Source organism: Chryseobacterium sp. KLBC 52 (assembly GCF_003347605.1).
In the GTDB taxonomy this organism is placed as follows: Bacteria; Bacteroidota; Bacteroidia; order Flavobacteriales; family Weeksellaceae; genus Chryseobacterium.
Map to the genome: position 1 here is coordinate 152008 of NZ_QDFZ01000005.1, position 21791 is coordinate 173798.

Annotated in this window: 16 protein-coding genes; 14 read left to right on the top strand and 2 right to left on the bottom strand. The window is 37.9% G+C overall.

The features are described from left to right. Positions 1-61: 61 nt before the first annotated feature. The 3 genes from DDF69_RS07060 (at position 62) to DDF69_RS07070 (ending at position 2738) form a co-directional block, all read left to right on the top strand. The gene (locus tag DDF69_RS07060) at positions 62-643 is read left to right on the top strand and encodes a Crp/Fnr family transcriptional regulator (RefSeq protein WP_114820156.1); all 582 of its coding nucleotides are present in this window, start codon (positions 62-64) and stop codon (positions 641-643) included. Between the two features lie 122 nt (positions 644-765). Beyond that, positions 766-1743, top strand: a complete 978-nt coding sequence (locus DDF69_RS07065) for a 3-oxoacyl-[acyl-carrier-protein] synthase III C-terminal domain-containing protein (RefSeq protein WP_114820157.1) — start codon at positions 766-768, stop codon at positions 1741-1743. Between the two features lie 182 nt (positions 1744-1925). After that, positions 1926-2738 (top strand): alpha/beta hydrolase, encoded by an 813-nt coding sequence (locus tag DDF69_RS07070; protein WP_114820158.1) that lies wholly within the window; start codon positions 1926-1928, stop codon positions 2736-2738. A gap of 291 nt (positions 2739-3029) precedes the next feature. On the opposite strand, the gene DDF69_RS07075 is transcribed toward DDF69_RS07070, so the two are convergent. Further along, positions 3030-4127, bottom strand: coding sequence for a TauD/TfdA family dioxygenase (locus DDF69_RS07075; RefSeq protein ID WP_114820159.1), 1098 nt, complete (start codon positions 4125-4127; stop codon positions 3030-3032). 216 nt (positions 4128-4343) lie between these two features. On the opposite strand from DDF69_RS07075, the gene DDF69_RS07080 reads away from it, so the two are divergent. From DDF69_RS07080 to DDF69_RS07120, 9 genes are read left to right on the top strand one after another with little or no spacing between them, the layout of a single operon-like run. Continuing rightward, the gene (locus DDF69_RS07080) at positions 4344-5870 is read left to right on the top strand and encodes a pyridoxal phosphate-dependent decarboxylase family protein (RefSeq protein WP_114820160.1); all 1527 of its coding nucleotides are present in this window, start codon (positions 4344-4346) and stop codon (positions 5868-5870) included. After that, on the top strand, positions 5842-8250 hold the full coding sequence (locus tag DDF69_RS07085) for a GNAT family N-acetyltransferase (RefSeq protein ID WP_114820161.1): 2409 nt from the start codon (positions 5842-5844) through the stop codon (positions 8248-8250). Before DDF69_RS07080 ends, DDF69_RS07085 begins: the two co-directional genes overlap by 29 nt. Further along, positions 8243-9559, top strand: coding sequence for a lysine N(6)-hydroxylase/L-ornithine N(5)-oxygenase family protein (locus tag DDF69_RS07090; protein WP_114820162.1), 1317 nt, complete (start codon positions 8243-8245; stop codon positions 9557-9559). The genes DDF69_RS07085 and DDF69_RS07090 overlap by 8 nt, the downstream gene beginning before the upstream one ends. A gap of 7 nt (positions 9560-9566) precedes the next feature. Then, positions 9567-11378, top strand: a complete 1812-nt coding sequence (locus tag DDF69_RS07095) for an IucA/IucC family protein (protein WP_114820255.1) — start codon at positions 9567-9569, stop codon at positions 11376-11378. Further along, positions 11375-12778, top strand: coding sequence for an MATE family efflux transporter (locus tag DDF69_RS07100; protein ID WP_114820163.1), 1404 nt, complete (start codon positions 11375-11377; stop codon positions 12776-12778). The genes DDF69_RS07095 and DDF69_RS07100 overlap by 4 nt, the downstream gene beginning before the upstream one ends. A 1-nt stretch (position 12779) precedes the next feature. Further along, entirely contained in the window at positions 12780-13025 is a 246-nt protein-coding gene (locus DDF69_RS07105) for an acyl carrier protein (protein ID WP_002979498.1), read from the top strand. A gap of 4 nt (positions 13026-13029) precedes the next feature. Further along, the gene (locus DDF69_RS07110; protein WP_114820164.1) at positions 13030-14418 is read left to right on the top strand and encodes an AMP-binding protein; all 1389 of its coding nucleotides are present in this window, start codon (positions 13030-13032) and stop codon (positions 14416-14418) included. Next, a complete protein-coding gene (locus DDF69_RS07115; protein WP_114820165.1) occupies positions 14405-16873 on the top strand; it encodes a TonB-dependent receptor in 2469 nt (822 codons plus the stop codon). The genes DDF69_RS07110 and DDF69_RS07115 overlap by 14 nt, the downstream gene beginning before the upstream one ends. A 2-nt stretch (positions 16874-16875) precedes the next feature. Continuing rightward, entirely contained in the window at positions 16876-18063 is a 1188-nt protein-coding gene (locus tag DDF69_RS07120) for a PepSY-associated TM helix domain-containing protein (RefSeq protein WP_114820166.1), read from the top strand. 420 nt (positions 18064-18483) lie between these two features. Here the strand turns inward: DDF69_RS07120 and DDF69_RS07125 are convergent, their stop codons facing one another. Next, positions 18484-19974, bottom strand: a complete 1491-nt coding sequence (locus tag DDF69_RS07125) for a PLP-dependent aminotransferase family protein (protein ID WP_114820167.1) — start codon at positions 19972-19974, stop codon at positions 18484-18486. A 66-nt stretch (positions 19975-20040) separates the two neighbouring features. On the opposite strand from DDF69_RS07125, the gene DDF69_RS07130 reads away from it, so the two are divergent. Further along, on the top strand, positions 20041-20664 hold the full coding sequence (locus DDF69_RS07130; RefSeq protein ID WP_114820168.1) for a hypothetical protein: 624 nt from the start codon (positions 20041-20043) through the stop codon (positions 20662-20664). Beyond that, the gene (locus DDF69_RS07135; protein ID WP_114820169.1) at positions 20657-21766 is read left to right on the top strand and encodes an aminotransferase class I/II-fold pyridoxal phosphate-dependent enzyme; all 1110 of its coding nucleotides are present in this window, start codon (positions 20657-20659) and stop codon (positions 21764-21766) included. Before DDF69_RS07130 ends, DDF69_RS07135 begins: the two co-directional genes overlap by 8 nt. The last annotated feature ends 25 nt before the right edge of the window (positions 21767-21791 follow it).

Consider the following 21791-nt stretch of genomic DNA (forward strand, 5'->3'; position numbering starts at 1 on the left):
ATGACACAAATTTTCACAGATGATTATGTAATACAATTCTTTATACCTTCTACATACTAAAATGAACCATTCAGAATTTATAAAGCAGATTAATCAGTATTATCCTTTATCCGAAGAAACAATTAAAGATTTACTGGATATCTGTACAGAAGAGTACTACCGCAAAAATGATCTTCTGCTGGAATCCGGTTCTATGGCCAGATATTATTACTTTCTGCGGTCGGGACTGATAGGGTATTATACCGTGGATGATGACGGAAATAATATCTATAAAATCTTCTTTGAAGAAAACAGCTTCGTAGCTTCCACAGCAGCCATTATTAAAAATGAACCCAGCGATTTCAATATCATAGCACTGGAAGACTGCTCAGTGATACAATACCCTGCCAAAGCCTACCGTGAATTACTTGAAAAGCATCATGACCTGGCTCTTTTTCACCTCTGTTACCTGGAAAAAAACTGGGTAGTGAAAAAAGAACCATTGGAAGTCTCCCTGAAATACGAAACTGCAAAAAAACGATATTTACAGTTACTGGAAACCCCGTCTTTATATAACAGACTGAAACAGCATCACATTGCTTCTTATCTTGGAATAACACCTACACAATTAAGCCGGATCAAAAAGGAAATAAATACTGATTAAATTTTTCAGATATTTTTAAGCATCAGCTATTAAATGATTTATTTCATGTTACTGGGATATATTTTAATATTATGTTAACTTTGTAGTATATCACAAATAAGAGATATAAATAAATCCAAATCATGAAACTACACCACACGTATTTTTATCATCCTGAGTTGGTAGAAAATAATGCTGCTGTTATTGAGCACTTTGAACTCCAGGAAATTTCAATGCAAAAAATCCAGAATGCTTTAGGCAGGGAAGTCCGTTTTATTGTTCCTGAGAATTCTTTTGAAACTTCACTTTCCATGGGAATAAAAGCTGCAAGAGGAGTTCTTCATGAAAGTAATATTTCTATTCTCGATATCGATATTATTATTTTTGTGAGCAGCTCTCCCGAGCATCATATTCCTTGTGATGCTATCCATATCCATCATGCATTGGAGGGAAAACCTGATACTATGTGTTATGATATTAACGCCAACTGTATTGGAGGGTTTATCGCACTGGATCAGGTATCAAAATACTTAAAAGAAGCCGGCACAGGAACAAATGCTTTAGTCGTTTGTGCTGAAAAATTTTCAACGATATTAGATCCTGATAATCCTACGACAGCTTTTGGTTTTTCAGATTCTGCTTTTGCCTTCATTGTAGAAAATGATGGGGATTCTGCCTCAGGATTAATAGATGTATTGTATTATACAGACAGCAGCTTTTGCAATACCGTACTGTATCCGCCTAAAGGAAGGTCGGAGCATCGTCATGGTGATCTAGCAACCTGGGACCGTATTTTTGACGGAATGGGAAGTGTCAATTTTGCGGTGGATAATATCAGACAGTTTTTAAAACGGAATCAGATCAACCTGGAACAGATTGATTTGTTTTTATTTTCACAATTTTCCATAAAGAATATCAATATGATCCAGGGTTATTTTCAGCTGCCAGAGGAAAAAATTCCTTTTTACTCTAAAGAACTGGGATATACCGGAGCTTCCAGTCCATTTTTAGCTTTACACAAATATCAAAAAGAAGTAAAGCGTTTGAAAAAAGGAGATTATATTCTCATATGGACGCTGGGAACAGGTTATCAGGCAGGGTTAATGCTTTGGAGATACTAATGATCACCATTTTGCAAATTGATCCCATAGTATTAAAACAAAATAAATTAACAAAAGCTTCAACATATGTTGAGGCTTTTTCTCTTTTTCTGACGCAATTTTGCGCTGTCATAAAATCATTGGTACACTATATGTTTTACAATAAGAAACCTGTGATCATCATTAATTAAACATTTCTCAACATGAAGAAGCTTATCAACATTGTATTTGTACTGACGGCATGTATTCAGTTATCAGCACAAAAAATTATTCATCAGGAAATTTTCAGTCCGAAAATGAATAAAAAGATCAAAACAGTGATCATTACCCCAAATCTTCAGCCTAATACCACCTATCCATCAGTTTATATCCTTCATGGTTTCAGTGGAAATCCGGACAGAATTATTAAGCAGGATATTCCGGATCTGGTAAAAAAAGCACAGGAACTGAAAACAATCTATGTGCTTCCGGATGGGAATTACAGTTCATGGTATGTAGACAGTCCAATCGTTAAAGACTCACAATATCAAACCTTTATCGGAAAAGAACTGGTTGAATTTATTGATAAAAATTATCCAGTGAAAGCAGAGAAAAAATTCCGCGGTATTTTGGGATGGAGTATGGGAGGCTATGGGGCAACCAATATCGGAGTGACTTATAATAAAACATTTGGTATTGTAGGAAGTTCCTGTGGAGCGTTGGATTTTAACTCTTTCGGAGAAGGCTATCAGAAATACATGGTGAATAAAGTTTTGGGACCACTAGAATCTATCAATCCTAATTTCCTTACTGACAATAAAGTAAAATTGATGGCAGGAGCAGGACAGCAATATATTTTTGATTGTGGTACAGATGATACCCAAATGATCAATATGAACCGTAATTTTCATAAAAAGCTGACTGAAATGAAGGTCCAGCATCTCTACACAGAATCTTTAGGCGGGCACGTTCCGGAATACTGGAGCAGATCATTATCGGAGCAATTGTCTTTGTTTGACAGGTTTTTTAAACAATGAACCCTTTTTTAAGTTTCGGCTAAAGCCATTTTGAATTTATATTTAATTATTAAACGGGCTAAAGCCCGTTCCTATTAAATATTGATTAGTTTTTATATCAATAGAAGCGGGCTTTAGCCCGCTTGTTTTTTATTGTTAGTGTAATATTGGCTTTAGCCGAAACTTAATACCCCTATATCCTTGTCAAGGTTTAAAACCTTGACAAGGATTAACCAGAAAAAATCCTTTTTGAGCCATGCCCAAAAAGGATTTCAATTGATTGATGTTCAAAAATGCTAACTAAACTGCATTTTAAAAATGTTGAAAGTTTTTACCCAAATGTTCCTCTATCACAAAGAACGGATCTTCTGTAAGCGTGTGTGCTCTCATATCAATAAGGCTCACTTTACTCATCATACGAAGCATAATTCTTCTCTCGCACGGATGTTCTATTCCGTCAATATTTCTTACTCCCGCACGGAAAGCTGATCTTCCATGAGCACATAAATGATTATTAACCAGAATAACATCTCCTGCCTGAGGTGTGAATCCTGAATAAATCAAATGTCTGGCTTCTTCCCAGAACTCATGCAGTGTACTTTGGGCTTCTTCTGATTGTCTTATACTGGAATTGAAAAGTTGTTCTGCAGCATCAAACCTCATAAACGGAAGGCTGTAATTCCCATACAATACAGAATCTAATGTCTCTTCTTCATTTTCTCCTGTTTCCAGATTGGCATCTTTCGGAATTTTATAAATAGGCTCAAAAAGAGGTCTGTAATTGTCCCCGATAGACTCATGAGAACGGATAGAATAAAGGGTAGAAGGAACCTGTTCCTCATTTCTGACATACATAAAGCTTAAAAAGTCAGCCTGATGTTTCAGAAAAGCGTCTTCCGTATGGACATATAAATCTGTAGAAGATCCTGATCCTGTCTGTGTTTCCTTCATTTTTTCGTCAGGAATAATGGCATGGATCAGTCCGCCGCCCTTACGTTGTGAATAATATTGTACAGGTTTTGAAGGAAGTGCCCCATGGATAAGTGCACATGCAAAACCATATAAATTAAATTTTGAATAATCTGCCGCCTGCCAATTGGGAGGGGTAGAGCCTATATCCTCCTGATCGATATCCATTAATCCTGTAAAGATCAGGGCACCATACTGATTTTTTGAAAAGTCACTTGCAAAATCAGCCGCTATGTTTAAAATTCTCTCCGGTAAGAAATAAGACGCCAGCTGATGTACATGCTTTATAAAATCACGGTTTTCATAATTGTCATACTTTTTCTGAAGATGCAATGCCGCATCTTTTATCATTCTTCTTTCCTGAGAGGTGACTTCTATGACCGTAGGAAGCAGTTTTACCGCTGTTAAACAGTCTTTATCTAAAATTTCTGTAGAATTCATTAAAAAAAATTTGGTGTTAAGTAATAATTTTTATCTTTGTTTTTAATTATTCTAAATAACAATAGCTGGTTCAAATTTAGTAATAATTACGTAATCACCAAATAAAATATAATAAAAAATGCAAAATTTAAAAACCTGACTATCAGATATATATAATCGCATATCAAAAAAACCATAACAACTCACAGATTTAAAAAATCACATTACAAAACTTTTATGAACAACAATTTAATATCCCTAGAAGAGCTCGCAAGTACAACTGCACCCCACATTTCGGGGAATTTTGGGAATATTTTTCATCCTGACAATTATGATCATTATCGTAATGCTGTCAACAGTACTTTAGACCTGGTTCAGGAATTTCTTTACAGAAACAACAAACCTTTCAGTGGTATCGAAGCCAAAACAATGAAAGGAATGGTACAACAGATAGACCTTAATCAAAAACTTTCCAATTATAATGAGCTTCTGGCAGAAGTAGATGATATTTATGTGAAACATGCCACAGCTTTTCACCTTCCACAATATGTAGCTCACCTTAACTGTCCTGTAGTAATCCCGGCATTGGCAGGAGAAATTCTTGTAAGTGCCATCAATTCTTCACAGGATACTTATGATCAGAGTGCCGGAGGAACTTTTATGGAAAGAAAACTGATCGATTGGACTGCCGGTCAGATCGGATATAATACGAATGAAAGCGACGGTGTTTTCACCGCAGGAGGCTCACAGAGTAATCTGATGGGATTGGTCATGATGCGTGACTGTTTTTCTCAGAAAAGATATAACCACAATATTAAAATGGATGGTCTGCCAGCGGAGGCAAGCCGTTTCAGAATATTTGTTTCAGATAAATCTCACTTCAGCAATCTGAAAAATGCGTCTATTATGGGGCTGGGTGAGAAAAGTATCGTTAAAGTTCCTACTGATGACCGTTTCCGTATGGATATTTCTCTTTTGAAAAAATACATCAAGAGAGAAGAACAATTAGGAAATATTCCAATTGGAATTGTTGCTACCGCCGGAACCACAGACTTTGGAAATATTGATCCACTGGATGATATCGCGAATATTGCAGAACAATATAACATCTGGATGCACGTAGATGCCGCCTATGGTTGTGCTTTATTATTAAGTGAAAAGTACCGTGATCTGATCAATGGTATTGAAAGAGCAGACTCTGTAACGATTGATTACCACAAATCATTCTTCCAGCCGATCAGCAGCAGCGCTTTTATTGTTAAAAACAAAAAAGAACTGTTGATTCTTAAACATCACGCCGATTATCTGAATCCGAAAGAAATGGACGAAGAGGAAATTCCGGCACAGATCAATAAATCCATTACGCAAAGTACCCGAAGATTTGATGCTTTAAAACTTTGGTTTACCATAAGAATGATGGGGAAAGAACAGTTGGCAGAATATACAGACACGGTGATTGATCTTACCAAAGATGCAGCCGCAATGATTACGGAAGATGCAGATTTTGAACTTCTTTCTGATTCTGACTTAAGTGTTCTTGTTTTCAGATATATCAATCCGGAAATCAGTGATCTGAATGCGCTGAATCAGTACATCAAGATGAAACTGTTCTACAGCGGGGAAATCCTTGTTGCAAGTACCAAAGTGGATGGAAACTTCTATCTGAAGTTTACTTTCCTGAATCCGATTACGACTACGGAAGACATTCATCAAATTCTCACCACAATCAAAAATCATGGAAAAGACTTTAATTCAGAAAAATAGAACGGGAGAAAAAGCCAGAGAAATTACTTTCAGAATTCTGTTGAACGGAATGCTGAGAGAACTGGGAAACGGAAAATTCTATCAGGGCGTTCCGAAATATGATCTTCTTACAGCAAAGGCTCTTCGGAACAGTGATTATTCATTGTTTATGAGATTTGAAATGAAGAAAAGCGGACTGTTTTTATTTGCTCCGGTTTCCTATCGTTCCGAAACTCTTTTTCATGAATACGGACCTGTTTTGTGGGCGGTAGATCATCAAAATCAGGAAGTTTTTGAAGTGAATGATCAAAAGCTTACTGAGCTGGTTTACAAAGAACTTTCTGAGACTACCAACGAAACGGGTTTCAGAAATTTTGTGGAAAGAATTCAAAGCAGCTTAAGAAATCTGGAACTGACAACAGAAGCGTGTCTCCAGGATGATCAGCTTTTAACTTATTCTTTTCTTGAATCTGAGCAAATGCTTCCGGCAGGACACAATCTGCATCCTTTCACCAAATCAAGAATGGGATTCTCTGAGGAAGAACAGCTATTGTACGGTCCTGAATTCGGGAAAGGATTTCAGCTGGATTATTTCCTGATTCATAAAGACTGCATCACGGAAAAGTCACTTCCAGGAATTTCAGCAAAAGAAATCTTCGAAAAATGGACTTCTTTACCGGAAAGCTACGATTTTGAAAACATCAATGATTTTTATATAGTTCCATGCCATCCATGGGAGGCACAGTATCTTTTATCAACAGCAGAATATCCTGAAATGCTGGGTTCCGGGAAAATTATTCACATCGGACCTTTGGGAGAGGATTTTTATGCAACATCTTCTATAAGAACGGTATACAATCCGGATTTCAGCTGGATGTTGAAATTTTCTCTGCATGTTTTAATGACAGGCTCTGTAAGAACGAACAGCTTAAAAGATCTCAACAGAGGATATGCTTCCGCAATATGGTGGCAGCATCAAAAAACTTCATTTGAACAAGATTTCCCGAATTTTAAATTATTACTGGAACCATCCACGTTAAGCGTTCATTATGAAGGAAAGAATATGGATAGTCTGAATATACTGCTTCGCGAAAATCCTTTTTCAAATGAAGATAAAGTCATTCTCTTAGCAAGACTTTGCCAGGATGAATCTACAGATGGTTTCAATTTTACAACGCACTTCTTTAAAAATGTTTCCAATCAATTAGGAGTAGATGCAGAAAAAGCAGCGATTATCTGGTTTGAAAAGTATGTAAATCTATTGCTTTCTCCTTTAAACAGATTGTACAATCAATTAGGCATGGCTCCTGAAGTTCATCAGCAGAATCTGCTTGTACAGCTGGATAATCAATTGCTTCCTCAATCTATTTATGTGAGAGACGGACAAGGTTATTTAATCAAAGACAGTTTTAAAGAAAAATATGAGTCTCTGATCAAAGATTATCCTGAAATAGAAGATCTTTTCATCAGAGATGAGCGTCTTCTGGACATTATTTCTCATCATCTTTTGGTAAGTAATCTGAGTGCATTGATTGCTTCAATAGGCAAAACAGGATTGGTGAAAGAAAGAAGATTAATCCATATTCTGTACAGAGAGTTTGAAAATCTTCACGAAACTGAACCTTCATCATTAACGGAGTATGCTTTGAATCAAAGATATTGGGCAGTAAAATCAAACCTTCAGTCGGCGGTTGCTGATGTAGACGGCGGCGTGAATGCTTCTTCAATTTCATATGCTAAAGTTCCGAATCTTCTTCACAAACATTTCTTCTCGGATCAGCTAATCAATCCACAGGGAACAGAAGTTTTCTTTAAAAGATACTTCCAGAAAGAAGACGTAACCATGAGTATGCGTCCTATAGATCTTGAAAACGACCTTGAAATGCTTCATGAATGGTTCAACCGTGAACATGCCGTAAAAATTTGGCAGATGAACTGGCCCATTGATGAGCTGGAAACGTACTACAGACTAATGCTTCCAAGTGATGAAGCGCACAGTTATATCATCGCAGGAAACGATGAACCTTCTTGTAATATTGAGGTGTATTGGGCTTGCAGAGATATCGTAGGCGATTATTACGAAGTGCTGCCTACCGATTACGGAACGCACCAGTTCATTGCACCTATTGATCCTAAAAAGAAATTTGTATCTCCATCCACCCAATCTATGGTTGACTATGTTTTTGCACAGCCACAGGTAGGAAAAATGGTAGGAGAAGGGTCTGTAGACTCTCTTGCGTCTATGATGAACAAAGCTCATGTAGGCTTCAAAGTAGATAAAGTAATAGAAATGCCTCATAAAAAAGCCAATCTGAACTTCTGTTACAGAGAATGGTACTGGGAAAAATTTCCACAGAATAAAGAGGTACAAATCACCACAAACATCACAAAAAATGACTAACGAAGCCGTATACAATGTAATAGGCATAGGTATAGGTCCTTTCAATCTGGGACTTGCCGCATTATCTAATCCGATTTCGGAACTGAAAACCCTTTTCCTGGACCAGAGAGATGGTTTCGACTGGCATCCGGGACTGATGATTGACCATGTAACCCTGCAGACCCCATTTTTATGCGACTGCGTTTCCATGGCTGATCCTACGAATCCTTTAAGTCTTTTGAATTATCTGAAAGAAACCGGAAGACTGTATAAGTTTTTTATCAGAGAAGATTTTTTCATTCCGAGAAAAGAATACAACCGTTACTGCCAATGGGTAATTGAACAGCTTCCACAATGCCGTTTCTCTACTCAGGTAGTGGATATTACTTATGAAGAAGGTTTATATCATGTAACTACGATTCACACCAAAACCAAAGAAACTACGGTTTTCAAAACGGAAAGGTTGATTTTAGGAACAGGAACACAGCCTCATATTCCTTCTTTCATTCCGAAGGATGATTCCCGTGTTATTCACACCAGTTCTTATCTGTACAGAAAAGAAGAGCTTTTGTCTCGTGGTAAAAAAATAGCAATTATCGGTTCTGGCCAGAGTTCTGCAGAAGTTTTTTATGACCTTCTTCAAAACAGAAATGAAGAGACACAACTGGGATGGTATTCCCGTCCGGACAGATTTTTCCCCATGGAATATTCTAAGTTGACGCTGGAGCTTACTTCACCTGATTATGTAGAGTATTTCTACAACAGAAGTGAGTCTGCAAGGAAAACCATTTTAAGCAAGCAGCAAGCTCAGTTTAAAGGAATCAATTATGATCTGATCAATGATATCTACGATTTTATTTATGATCTGAATATCGACAATGCGGATCCTAATCTTAAAATTATTCCTAACAGCCAGTTGAATAGAGTAGACAACAGCAATCCGGATTTCATCAATCTTGAATTTACCCAACTGGAACAGGAAGTACCTTATGATCAGGAAGCAGATTATCTGATTTTGGGAACAGGATACCGTTACCACGAACCTGCATTCTTAAAGAATATTCAGGATAGAATCAAGAGAGATTCCAGCGGATTGTTTGATGTTAACAGAAATTATTCAATAGACCACAACGGAGGGGAAATTTATGTGCTTCATGCTGAAGTACACACTCACAGTTATATTTCTACTGATCTTGGAATGGCTGCATACCGTAATTCCTACATCATCAATGATATTCTGGGAAGAGAGCATTATAAAATTGAAAAGAAAATTGCTTTCCAGGATTTCGATGTGGAAAAATATGCTGATTTACCAACTGCCAAAATTTAATCAAAAAATGAACACCAACTTAAAAAATACAATAAGCCAGGAAACCTGGAATCAGGCCAACAGAAATTTAATGGCTAAAACCATCGCAGAATTGATGCACGAAGAGCTTCTAAAGCCTGTGATAACCTTTGAAAATAAAAACGGATATACTGTTTTTACCCTTGAAACCGGAGTTGAAAATATTGTCTACAGCTTCCGCGGACAGGAAAGAATGATGGATTACTGGCATATTGATAAAGACAGTATTACAAAAACAGAAAACGGTGAAGATTTGTCTTCTGTAGATGTAGCGGCTTTCTTCCTGGAAATGCAGACTGTTTTTGATTTAGACCCTTATACCATTGCAAGATATACTGAAGAATTACTGCATACTTTGTATTGTGATGCTTTAATTTTATCAAGAGGAGTAATGTCTTCAAAAGACCTTGCGGATGCGGATTATCAAACGGTAGAGCACAATATGACCGGACATCCTTGGGTAATTGTGAACAAAAGCCGATTAGGTTTTTCTCCAAGAGATCTTAAAACATTTGCCCCTGAAGCCGATGAAAATTTAAAAGTAATCTGGCTGGCTTCTCATAAAAGCAGATCGTCATTCCAGTCTTTGGAACACATTAACAGAGACGAGTTTTACCGTTCAGAAATAGGAGAGGATTTATATAATGATTTTCAGCAGCAGCTGTTGAACAAAAGAAAAGTTGTTGAAGATTATCATTTTATCCCGGTACATCCATGGCAGTGGGAGCATAAGCTTCAGATTCATTTTGCCGGAGATATTGCTTCCGGACTTTTAATCCAATTGGGTGAGGGTAGTGATACGTACAGTCCGCAGCAGAGTATCCGTACTTTATTCAACGTAGATCATCCTAAAAAAAGATACCTGAAAACGGCTGTTTCTATTCTGAGCACGGGAAATATCAGAGGATTATCACCTAAACAGATGAAAATTGCTCCAGCTATTACAGATTGGGTAAAAGGCTTAATTAAAGACGATGCTTACCTTGAGAACAAAGAGACTATTTTCTTAGGAGAAGAAGCAGCAATCACCTATCTGCATCCACAATATGGAGCTATTGCGAGTGTACCTTATCAATATAATGAATTCCTTGGAGCATTATGGAGAGAAAGTGCTGAAAATTATCTGAAAGAAGACGAACAAATGGTAACTATGGCTTCTTTACTGTATGTAGATGAAAGTGGAGTTCCATTGGTTCAGGCATTTGCTGAAAAAGCAGGAGTGAGCATTAAAGAATGGATTGAAAGCTATCTTGATGCTTATCTTACCCCATTATTACACATTTATTACACCCATTCATTATGTGTAACACCACACGGAGAAAACATTATGGTTGTTTTGAAAAACGGAGTTCCGAAGAGAATCGTCATCAAAGACTTTGTGGATGATATTGTACTTACCACAGAAGCCAGAGAAAAGCTTCCTGCACACCTTGCGGACGGTTTGATCCAGTCTTCCAATAAAGAAAATATCCCATTGTTTATTTTGCTTGGAGTTTTTGATGCCTTCTTCAGATACCTGTCGAATGCTTTGCATACCTATTCCAACTTTAATGAAGAAACATTCTGGGAATTGGTTCACAACTGTGTAGAAAATTATAAAGCTGAGAATACTCACCTTCAGGAAAGATACGAAAAGTATGACCTGTATGTGCCGGCATTCAAAAGATTCTATATCAACAGTCTGCGTCTGAAAAATAACGGTTACAGTGAGAATAAAGCATTTGCTATTCCGAGAAAAGACGGAGCACTGCCAAATCCGCTGTATCAGATTGCCAATAAAAATTCAGTAGCAGCAGTATGAGGAAATTCCTGCATATACTAAAAGAAGGAGCGGTTTTTACGTATGGAGCCATAGCCGGAAAGAAAGTTGAACTGACTTCCGGAAGTATAAACCGTTCCATCTTTAGTCTTGCCATTCCTATGGTGATGGAACTTGTCATGGAATCTGTTTTTGTAAGTGTCAATTTATTGATTATTGCAAAATTAGGCGACAAGGTTCTTGGGCTTGTGGGAATTACCGATAACTACATCAACTTTGCTTATGCCATTGCAGTAGGTTTGGGAATTGCAGCAGCAACCCTTACCGCCAGAAGAGCGGGCGAAAAAGATAAAGAAGGAATGGGCAGAACAGCCCAATACATTATCTTGCTGGCTCTGTTTTTTGCAGTGCTTATTGGCGGTGTTTCCTGCTTTTTCGCATCAGAAATTGTTGGTTTTCTGGGAATCAATGCCAGTACGGTAACCGAAGGCGTTTCTTTCTCAAGACTGGTCTTCCTGAGTATCGGGCTTGTGATTCTCCGCCTGTCTGTGAATGGACTTTTCAGAGGGGCTGGTGATGCCGATATTGCTATGAAATCACTTTGGATCTGCCATATTTCCAATATCATCTTTGCGGTGATCCTTGTTTTCGGATTAGGATTTATTCCTGCTTTTGGATTGATGGGATTGGCTTATGCTACGGTTTTATCAAGGCTTTTAGGAGTTTTATACCAGGCTTTTGTATTTGCCGCAGGAAAAACCAGCATCAGCATCAGAGTTCCTTTACAGCTTGATATTCCTTTGCTGCAAAAGATTCTGAAACTCGCCTTTGGAGGATTGGTTCAGTATATCATTCCAACATCCAGCTGGCTGATTATGGTGAAGATTATCTCCACTTTCGGAACCACAGCGCTTGCAGGATATATTATTGCCCAGCGTATTGCTTCCGTAGCTACGATGCCTGCCTGGGGAATAGGAAATGCTGCCGGAGTTCTTACAGGACAGAACTTAGGTGCCGGAGAACCGGAACGTGCTGAAAAAACAGTCTGGAGAGCCGGAACAATCAACATGACGTATCTGGTACTTGTAGCCTTATTCTGGCAGATTGCAGCGGAATATGTGGTGAAATTCTTCACTACAGAACCGGAAGTTGCCAGATATGCGGTTCAATACATCCATGTAGTATCTATGGCTTATCTGCTTTTAGGATTCACTATGGTGATCAGCCGTGCTCTGAATGCGGCCGGAAATATATTACAGGTTACGTTGCTGTACCTCGTCATGTTTTATGTGATTCAGCTTCCGCTGGCTTATCTCTTAGGAGTAAGATTTCAGTGGGAACTGAGAGGAATATTTACTGCCATTGTTTCTTCGGAAATAGTTTTGGCTGTGCTATTCCTCATGATTTTTAAAAATGGAAAATGGAAAACTATAAAAATTTAAAATGAACACTACAGAAGAATTTTATGAAATTATCGCCTCTGCCATCGCCATAAAGAAAGAATTGGTAGATGAAAAACTAACGTATCAGGAAATCCCGGAATGGGATTCTATGTCTCATCTTCTTATCGTAGAAGCACTTGAGCAGTTTTATCAGATCAAGTTTGATTTTAACGATATTCTGGAGATGGGAACCGTCGGAAAGATTCGCGAAAAAATGAAAAAATACGATGTATTCGTAGAAAACTAAGCATATGAAAATTTTAGAAAATGTAATTGCTAATAAGAACTTAAGGTTTACAGATGCTTCCACCGGTACAACAATACCGGTGGGAACACTGTACCGGTCTTTAGGCTTAAACCCGGTAGAAAAAGGGCTGCTCTTTTTATACAATGACAATCAGCTGTCCAGTATTGAAGTGCTGCTCAATTTTTACGGAACAGCACATACCATTGCGGTACTAGGGCAGAAACTGCATGAGGAATTCAAAGAACGTATTGAGGCAGAATACCGTCCGAAATACATCTTTGATCCGCAAAGAGAAGTCATTGAAGGATATACTCTGAAAGCATTCTCAGACAACATCAACATCTTCGCAAAGGATGATTATAAGAGTGAAGTTACCATTCATCCTGACATTAAAATCCTTTTGAGTACGTCCGGAACAACTGGTGTTCCGAAACTTGTTAAATTATCTGATGAAAGCCTTTATCAGAACGCATTGAGCATCCTTCAGTACATGCCGGTTCAGGGAACGGATGTAGTTCCTTTAAACGTTCCGATCAATTTTGTGTATGGATTCTCTATTTTTACCACCAACTGTATGCGTGCCGGAAGAATCGTGTGTACAGATAAAGACATTATGCAAAAAGCATTCTGGGACGAAATGGAGGAGTACGGCTACAGTACTTTGGGCGGTGTTCCTTTTCTTTATGAAAACCTGAACAGAATAGGATTCTTCAGAAAAGATTCTCCAAGTCTGAGATATTTTACCCATACCGGAGGAGTAATCAACGCTGAGCTGAGAAAAACGATTTTCTCTTATTGCCACGAGTTTAAGAAAGATTTTTTTGCACAATACGGACAAACGGAAGCAGGAGGCAGAATGGCTTACCTAACCACAGAAGGATTGCTGGAAGAAGAAACATCAATCGGAAATGTGGTAGAAAGAGGAAGCTTCAAAATTGATCCTGAAACGGACGAATTGCTTTTTTCTCATGTCAGTATTTTCGGAGGGTATGCCAATAAACTGGAAGATCTTGCTATGTATGAGCAGCCTTCTGTACTGCATACCGGAGATACCGCCAGAAAAGGTGAAAACGGAATTTATTATATCACAGGAAGAATAAAACGTATTATGAAGCTTTTCGGAATACGTCTTAATCTGGATGAGGTAGAATTTATTCTTAAAAATGAAATGCAGGGCAATACTTTCGTCTGTCTGAATGCCAATGATAAAAAAATCGTGGTATTGTATGACAATCCGGAAATAGATCCTCAGATCATCACCGAAACCATTAAAAATAAACTGCGTATTAACCCCCAATATGTACGCACAGAACGTATAGAATCATTCCCATTATCACAAAACGGTAAAATAAACTATCCCCTGTTACAAAACTTACAGCATGAAAACATCTAAAACCCTTATATTACTTCTTGGTCTTGCTTTATCTTCAAATTCGCTTTCTGCACAACAGGGCGACAGAATTCATGGCAAAATCATGCTGTCTGAAAAAGCACCGGTAAAAAATGCTATTTTAAGACTTGTCAACACGTCTTATCAGGCAAAAACCAATAATTTAGGAGAATATTACTTTGAAAATGTGCCACCTGGAGAATATACGCTTCAGGTGGTTTTAAATGACATCGAACTGATGAGGGAACCCATCCACATTCAGAAAGATGTCTATGAAATCCCTGCGATCTACGCTCCTTTACACAACAATGTGATTGAAGGAATTACCGTATATGCAGTGAGCAGAAATAAATTTTTGGATAAAGACAGTACTTCAGTGGCTAAAATGCCTTTGAAAGTGCTTGAAAATCCACAGGCTTACACCAGCATCAACCAGCAGATCATGAAGGAACAGCTTACTTACGATATTTCGGAAGTATTGAAAAACGTTCCGGGTATGGTAAAAATGCAAGGTAGCCCGGGAAGAGGTTCCGGAGACGGAAGTTTCTACTATAGCCTTAGAGGTTTCCCTACCAAAGTATCGATGGTAGATGGAGTGCCTGCAACCACCAACGGAGAAATAGATCCTGCCGATCTTGAGCGTCTTGAAGTGATCAAAGGACCTTCAGGAACATTGTACGGAGGTGCTGTAACTTCTTTTGGAGGTTTGATTAACGCTGTAACCAAAAAACCGAAAGATTATTTCGGGGGTGAAGCTTCTTATCTGATGGGAAGCTATAATCTGAACCGTGTAACCGCTGATGTTTACGGTCCGATCACAGAATCCAGAAATATGTTATTCCGTTTGAATGCCGCTTATCAGTATCAGAACGGATTCAGAGATTCTGAATTCAGGAAATCATTCTTTGTGGCACCTACTGTAAGCTATCAGGTTAATGAAAGGTTGAAATTTAACTTAGGAGCTCAGATCTATAATTATGAAGGAACAAACACTCCGATTATTTTTCTGGCCAGAACAAGACCTTATGTTGCTCATACACCAGATGAACTTGGATTCGACTGGAAAAGATCTTACTCCAACAATGATATGACTTTAAAAGCTCCGTCTATCAATGTAAAAGCAGAGGCCAATTACAAAATTTCGGATCAATGGACTTCGCAAACGTTGCTTTCAAGAAACTTCAGAAAAACAGAAGGGTTATATCAATATCAGTTTATCAGAGGGACAACCAGTGATGCTCTGCTGGAACGTAACGTACAGTGGCAGAACTCGGAAGCTTCTTCTACAAGTGTTCAGCAGAACTTCAACGGAGAATTTAATATCGGAAAAATTAAAAATAAAGTGTTGATCGGATTAGATTATTTAAATCAATCGATCAACAATAATCATTCTCCGATTGTAGTATATGATTATATTGATGGGACAAATCCTACGGGGCCGGTAGTGGCACCTGTAACCGGAGTTTATGGTAACATATCCAGAGATCTGGCACTTCAGAAAATTCAGACTGCAACTCAGGCTGCTATTGTGGCAGGTAAAACACCTTTGGTGAGAAATAATTCTGCATCCAACCTTTATGGAGCCTATATTTCAAACGTCACTTATATTACAGACCGTTTGATTACGCTTTTAAGCTTACGTATGGATCATTATGAAAGTAAAGGACAGCTTAACCTTAATGATAACAAGCGTACGGGTGATTTTAACCAGACTGCATGGTCTCCAAAAGTGGGAATCGTTTACCAGATCCTTAAAGATCAGTTATCTGCTTATGGTAACTATATGAATGGTTTCAGCTATACAGCACCTGTTGTGCAGCAGCTTCCGGACATTAGCGGGGAAATGAAGCCTCAGATGGCTAATCAATGGGAAGTAGGATTAAAAGGAAATCTTTGGAGAAATAAAATTAATTTCACCGTTGGATACTACGATATTCTTGTGGATAATATCCAGAGAGGAAGTGGCGTAATCCGTGACGGAAAAGAATATAATATTGTTGTTCAGGATGGAACACAGAGAAGTAAAGGAATTGAGATTGAAACCATCATGAATCCTGTTCAGGGATTAAACATTATGGCCGGATATTCCTATAACCACAGCAGATTTGAAAAAGCAGATGCAGATGTAGAAGGACGTCGTCCTGAGTCTGCAGGTCCTGCGAATGTATTCAATTCATGGATAAGTTATATTCTTCCGATCAAAGGACTACAGGGACTTGGAGTTGGTTTCGGGGTAAACCGTGTCGGAAAACAGATTACCGGAAATAAAGTGAGAACCGGACAGTTTATATTTCCTGCCTACACCTTGATCAATGCTTCTATCTCCCTTGAAAAAGAAAGATACAGATTAGGATTTAAAATGAATAATCTGGGCAATGCACAATATTTTGCAGGACAGGGAGTGGTAGTCGCTCAGATGCCTCGTAATTTTGTCGCTGAGGTAAGCTTTAAATTTTAAGGATGAAATTAAAGTTGAGAAAAATTGCATATCAGTTACATCTATGGCTCGGACTAACGTCCGGGCTTATAGTTGTTATCATGGCCGCTACAGGATGTATCCTGGCTTTTGAAGAAGAATTAAAACATATTGTTCACCCCAACCGACATTACGTTGAAAATATCGGAAGAAACAAGCTTTCACTGTCTGAACTTACGGAAAAAGCAGAAAAAGTACTTCCTGAAGGTTTAAAGGTCAAAAGGGTAGTCATGCCTTCTGATCCCTCACGAACCTATGTATTCCGTACCTTAAAAATGGATAACGAAGCATGGACGTATTGGGGAACTTATCTTTATTATTATCGGATTTATATAGATCCTTACACCGGAAAAGTGCAGGAAGTAGAAGACGCCAAAAAGGACTTCTTTGAAATTGTACTGGATCTTCACAGAAGACTTCTGCTGGGGGAGAAAATCGGAAAAACGATTACCGGTTATTCCACATTGATATTTGCCGTGATTCTTCTATCGGGCCTTGTGATATGGTATCCCCGAAAAATGAGTAAAGCCATGCTCAAAGGTATGTTCTTCATTAAAACGTCAGCCAATTGGAAAAGGATTAACTATGATGCTCATAATGTATTGGGATTCTACGCCATCATTCCTTTACTTTTAATCTCTTATTCTGCATTGATATGGAGCTTTGAAGATGTAGATCAATGGGTAAAGAATACATTGAACGGAAATACGCCCACAGAAAAGAAAGCAAAAAGTATAATCCCTTCCGAAGAATTTTCAAACCGGAAAAATATCCTCAATCTGATTGGAAATACTATGGAAAAAGGATTGAAAGACAAGAAATCAGCCCTTGTCAATTTTCCAAGATCGGAAGAAGGAACGTATTATGCTGAGCTGACTTATGACGGCAGGCAATACAGAAATGAACATTTTAATTTTGATCAATATTCAGGAGATATTTTAAAATCTCAATCGTATAAAAATAAAAATATCGGATATGGAACCGCATTAAGAGACAGAAATTATGATCTTCACACCGGAAGCATCCTGGGACTAACCACCAGAATGATCTATTTTCTGGCTGCTATTATCGCACTTTCACTCCCGATTACCGGTTTTATTATCTATTTGAATAAGAAAAAGAAGAAACCAAAACATAAGAAAAACAAAGTGGTTTTTCCTTCTCATCATTAATAAAGAGAAGAGGTTATTTCAAAAGTGTCATTCTGAGCGAAATGAAATGTAGTGAAGAATCTCATAAAAGATATTATTGAGATTCTTCCTTCGTCAGAATGACAAAAGTCAAATCATTTGACCTTTGACATAGCTTTTTCTTCTTTCAAAAGTAAAATATAAAGTATCAAATTTTATCGCAGATAAAATCCTCGCGCCTTAAAAACAAAACGTTATCATCTAACTTGCGTCTTTGCGTTCAAAAAATTAAATAATCTTTTTTTTGGAAAATCGCAAAGGCGCAATTTTTTAATCTCTTAGTACTTTTTTTTAAGACACAGGAACATTTCGACTTCGCACCATATTAGATATAATTTTTCACAAACTTTATTGGTATCTATGAAAAATCTGCAGAATCTCCTAAATCTGCGAGAGATGTAATTACCCAATCAATCCCTTTACATTTTTTGAAAAAACTTCAATTCCTTTATTCATCTCATCAAAATTAAGATCTCCAAATCCCAGACGCATGGCTGTAAGCCCTTTATTCTGATACAGCAACGTTTTTGGAATGAAAAGGTTGTCCTTTGCACAATTTCGGCTTAGCTGCATCAGATTCAGTGGAATATTCCATTCCAGCCATATAGCAAGCCCTCCGGAAGGTCTTTGAAAAGTAATAAAATCCCCAAGATTTTCTTCTAACAGCAAAGCAAAATAATCACGTCTTTCCTGATATACCTTTAAAGACTTTTTCAGATAACGGTTGATTTCCCCTTCTGCAATCATTTCTCCAAGGGCTCTTTCCATCAGAATATCCCCCTGACGGTCAATAATTCCCAGATATTTACGCATTTCTGTCATCAGATTCTCAGGAGCAACAATAAATCCTGTTCTGAATCCTGGAGCTAAAGACTTCCCGAAAGAGCCGATATAGATCACCATTCCGTTCGTATCCGCACTGGCTAAAGGAAGAATGGGACTTTTATCGTAGTGAAATTCATAATCGTAATCGTCTTCCAGGATAATAAATCCGTATTCATTCGCTAATTCTAATAACTCAAATCTTCTTTGAGCACTTAGTGCAACGGTAGTAGGATAGTGGTGATGAGGTGTCAGATAAAGCATCCGTATTTTCTGCTTTTTACACGCTTCCCGTACACTTTCAACGATAATTCCTTCCTCATCAATGGGAATAGAAACAATGTCAACTCCAGCTTTCATAAAGATCATATTGACGGAAAAATAGCTTAAAGCTCCTACCAATACGGTGTCACCAGCCGAGAGAAGAATTTCGGAAACAATATAAATACTCATTTCCGTGCTTCGGGTGATGAGCAGATTGTTCTTGGAAATAGGAAGTCCACGGGAAAGATTCAGGTATTGGGATAAATGTTCTTTAAAAAATTCACTCCCGTCATGATTATAATGGCCAAAAGCTTTCTGGCTGGATTTACGTTTCAAAATAGAACTGTAAAACCGGGAATGCTGTCCGATTTGGGTTAAACGGATATCCGGTACCCCATCATTAAAGACATACTCACAATTTGAATGCTCAAAAGGGTTGTCAAGAATATTGGATGTTTTGAATGAAAAACCAGTGGAAACAGGATAGTTTTGAAGGTTATTGTGCTCAAAATCGTTCAATTTAACAGGTTTTTCCTGATCTTTTCCAATGACAAACGTTCCTTTGTTGGGAAAACTCTCGGTCCAACCTTGTGCAGAGAGTTCATCATATACCGCAACCGCTGTATTTCTATGGATTTCCAGTATTTCACTGAAAGTTCTTGTTCCTGGAAGTTTCGTTCCAAAGGGAAGAAACCCTCTCTGAATCGCGTTGATCAGCTGATTGGCAATTTGCAGATAGATAGAAGTCTCTGATTTTCTATCAATTCTTATAAAACTTTCGTAGGGAATCTTAACCGGACTATCCATAATATCAAAACTGGCACCATGTAACCATCCGGCAATATACTACTTTTGACATCAAAATAAAAATCTATGGAATTTCATCATCTGTTAAAAAAAATTGTACAGGAAGGAAGTACCCACGCCAAATGGCTGAACACCCTTTCTTTTATGGAAAATGCCGGTGCAAGAAAAATATCAAAATGTGAACATCCAACTCTGGTTTCTCAGATCCAGCTGAAACATGCTGCTGAGGAACACCGCCACGCTTATTATTTAAAAAAACAAATTGGCAAAATAAACCCTGAGCTCTGCAAAACCTACGAAAGCACAGAACTTCTGGCGCCTATCGCCACAAGCCAATATCTTCATTCGTTGGATATTAAAGCCTGTCGTTATCTTCAGAAGGCTTTCAATCTTGACAAAACAGATATTAAATATGCCGCTTACCTTTTTGTAACGTATGCGATCGAAGTTCGTGCAGATGAGCTTTATCCGGTCTATCAGGAGGCGCTTACTGAAGCTTCTTCTAAAATCATGGTGAAATCTATTATTCTGGAAGAAGAAGGGCATCTGGAAGAAATGATTCATCAGCTTAATGAATTTTCACCAGACTGGAAAAACCATGCGGACCATATTCTGACTATAGAAAAAGAATTGCATGAAGAGTGGATCAATGCCATTACCCAGGAAGTCGCTCAGTTGAATTATGCTTAGCCATAGCCCTCATTTTCAGGAATCTCTTGACAAAAGAAAAGAGGAGGGAACGTTAAGATGTTTAAAACTTCAATCAGATGGAATTGATTTTTATTCCAATGATTATCTGGGATTGGCAAAAAGTAAAGACCTTCAACATTTAATGCTGGAAAAGGTTATCAATAGCCCTCAGTTGCTTTCCGGAAGTACAGGTTCAAGATTGATTAGCGGGAACAGTGATATGGCAGTTTCCGTGGAAAAGGATATCGCTCAAAAACATCAGTTTGAGTCTGCATTGCTTTTTCCATCCGGATATAATGCAAATCTGGCTTTGTTTTCTACGTTTCCCAACCGCCATGATACTGTGATTGTTGACGAACAGATTCATCGTTCAGTACATGATGGCTGCAAACTATCCAATGCTAAAAAACTTAAATTCAAACACAATGATACTGAAGATCTTGAAAATATTTTAAAAAGACAGGAAGGTCATTGTTATATCGCGATAGAAAGTGTTTACTCCATGGAAGGCGATTTTGCTCCTCTTCAGGAAATAGCATCGATTGCCAGTACATATAAAGCCTCTTTGATTGTAGATGAAGCTCACGCGTTCGGCGTTTTTGGATATGGATTGATTGAAAAATTACAGTTACAGAACCATGTTTCAGCAGTAGTTGTGACGTACGGAAAAGCTCTTGGGGCTCATGGAGCAGCTATTCTTTGCAATGAAACAGTGAAATCTTACCTGATCAATTTTGCAAGCCCATTTATTTATACTACATCAACACAGGATTTCCAGTGGATGAGTATCAAAACAGGATATGAATTTTTAGATCAAAACCATGAACTGGCTGAAAAACTTCAGAATAACATCAAAGTTTTTCGCAGCAGAAAATTAAAGTCTCCATCAGCAGAAAACAGTCCGGTTCAGGCTATTGTGATCCCTGACAATCAAAAACTGAAAGAATTACAAAACATTTTATCCGGAGAAGGACTTTTAACCTATGCCATCTACAGCCCTACAGTAAAAGAAGGAAGTGAACGCTTAAGAATATGCCTTCACAGCTTTAATACTGAAGAAGAAATTATAAAACTGACAGGAATTATTAAAGAATTTATTTAAAACTTTCACGAATCCCGAACCCCGC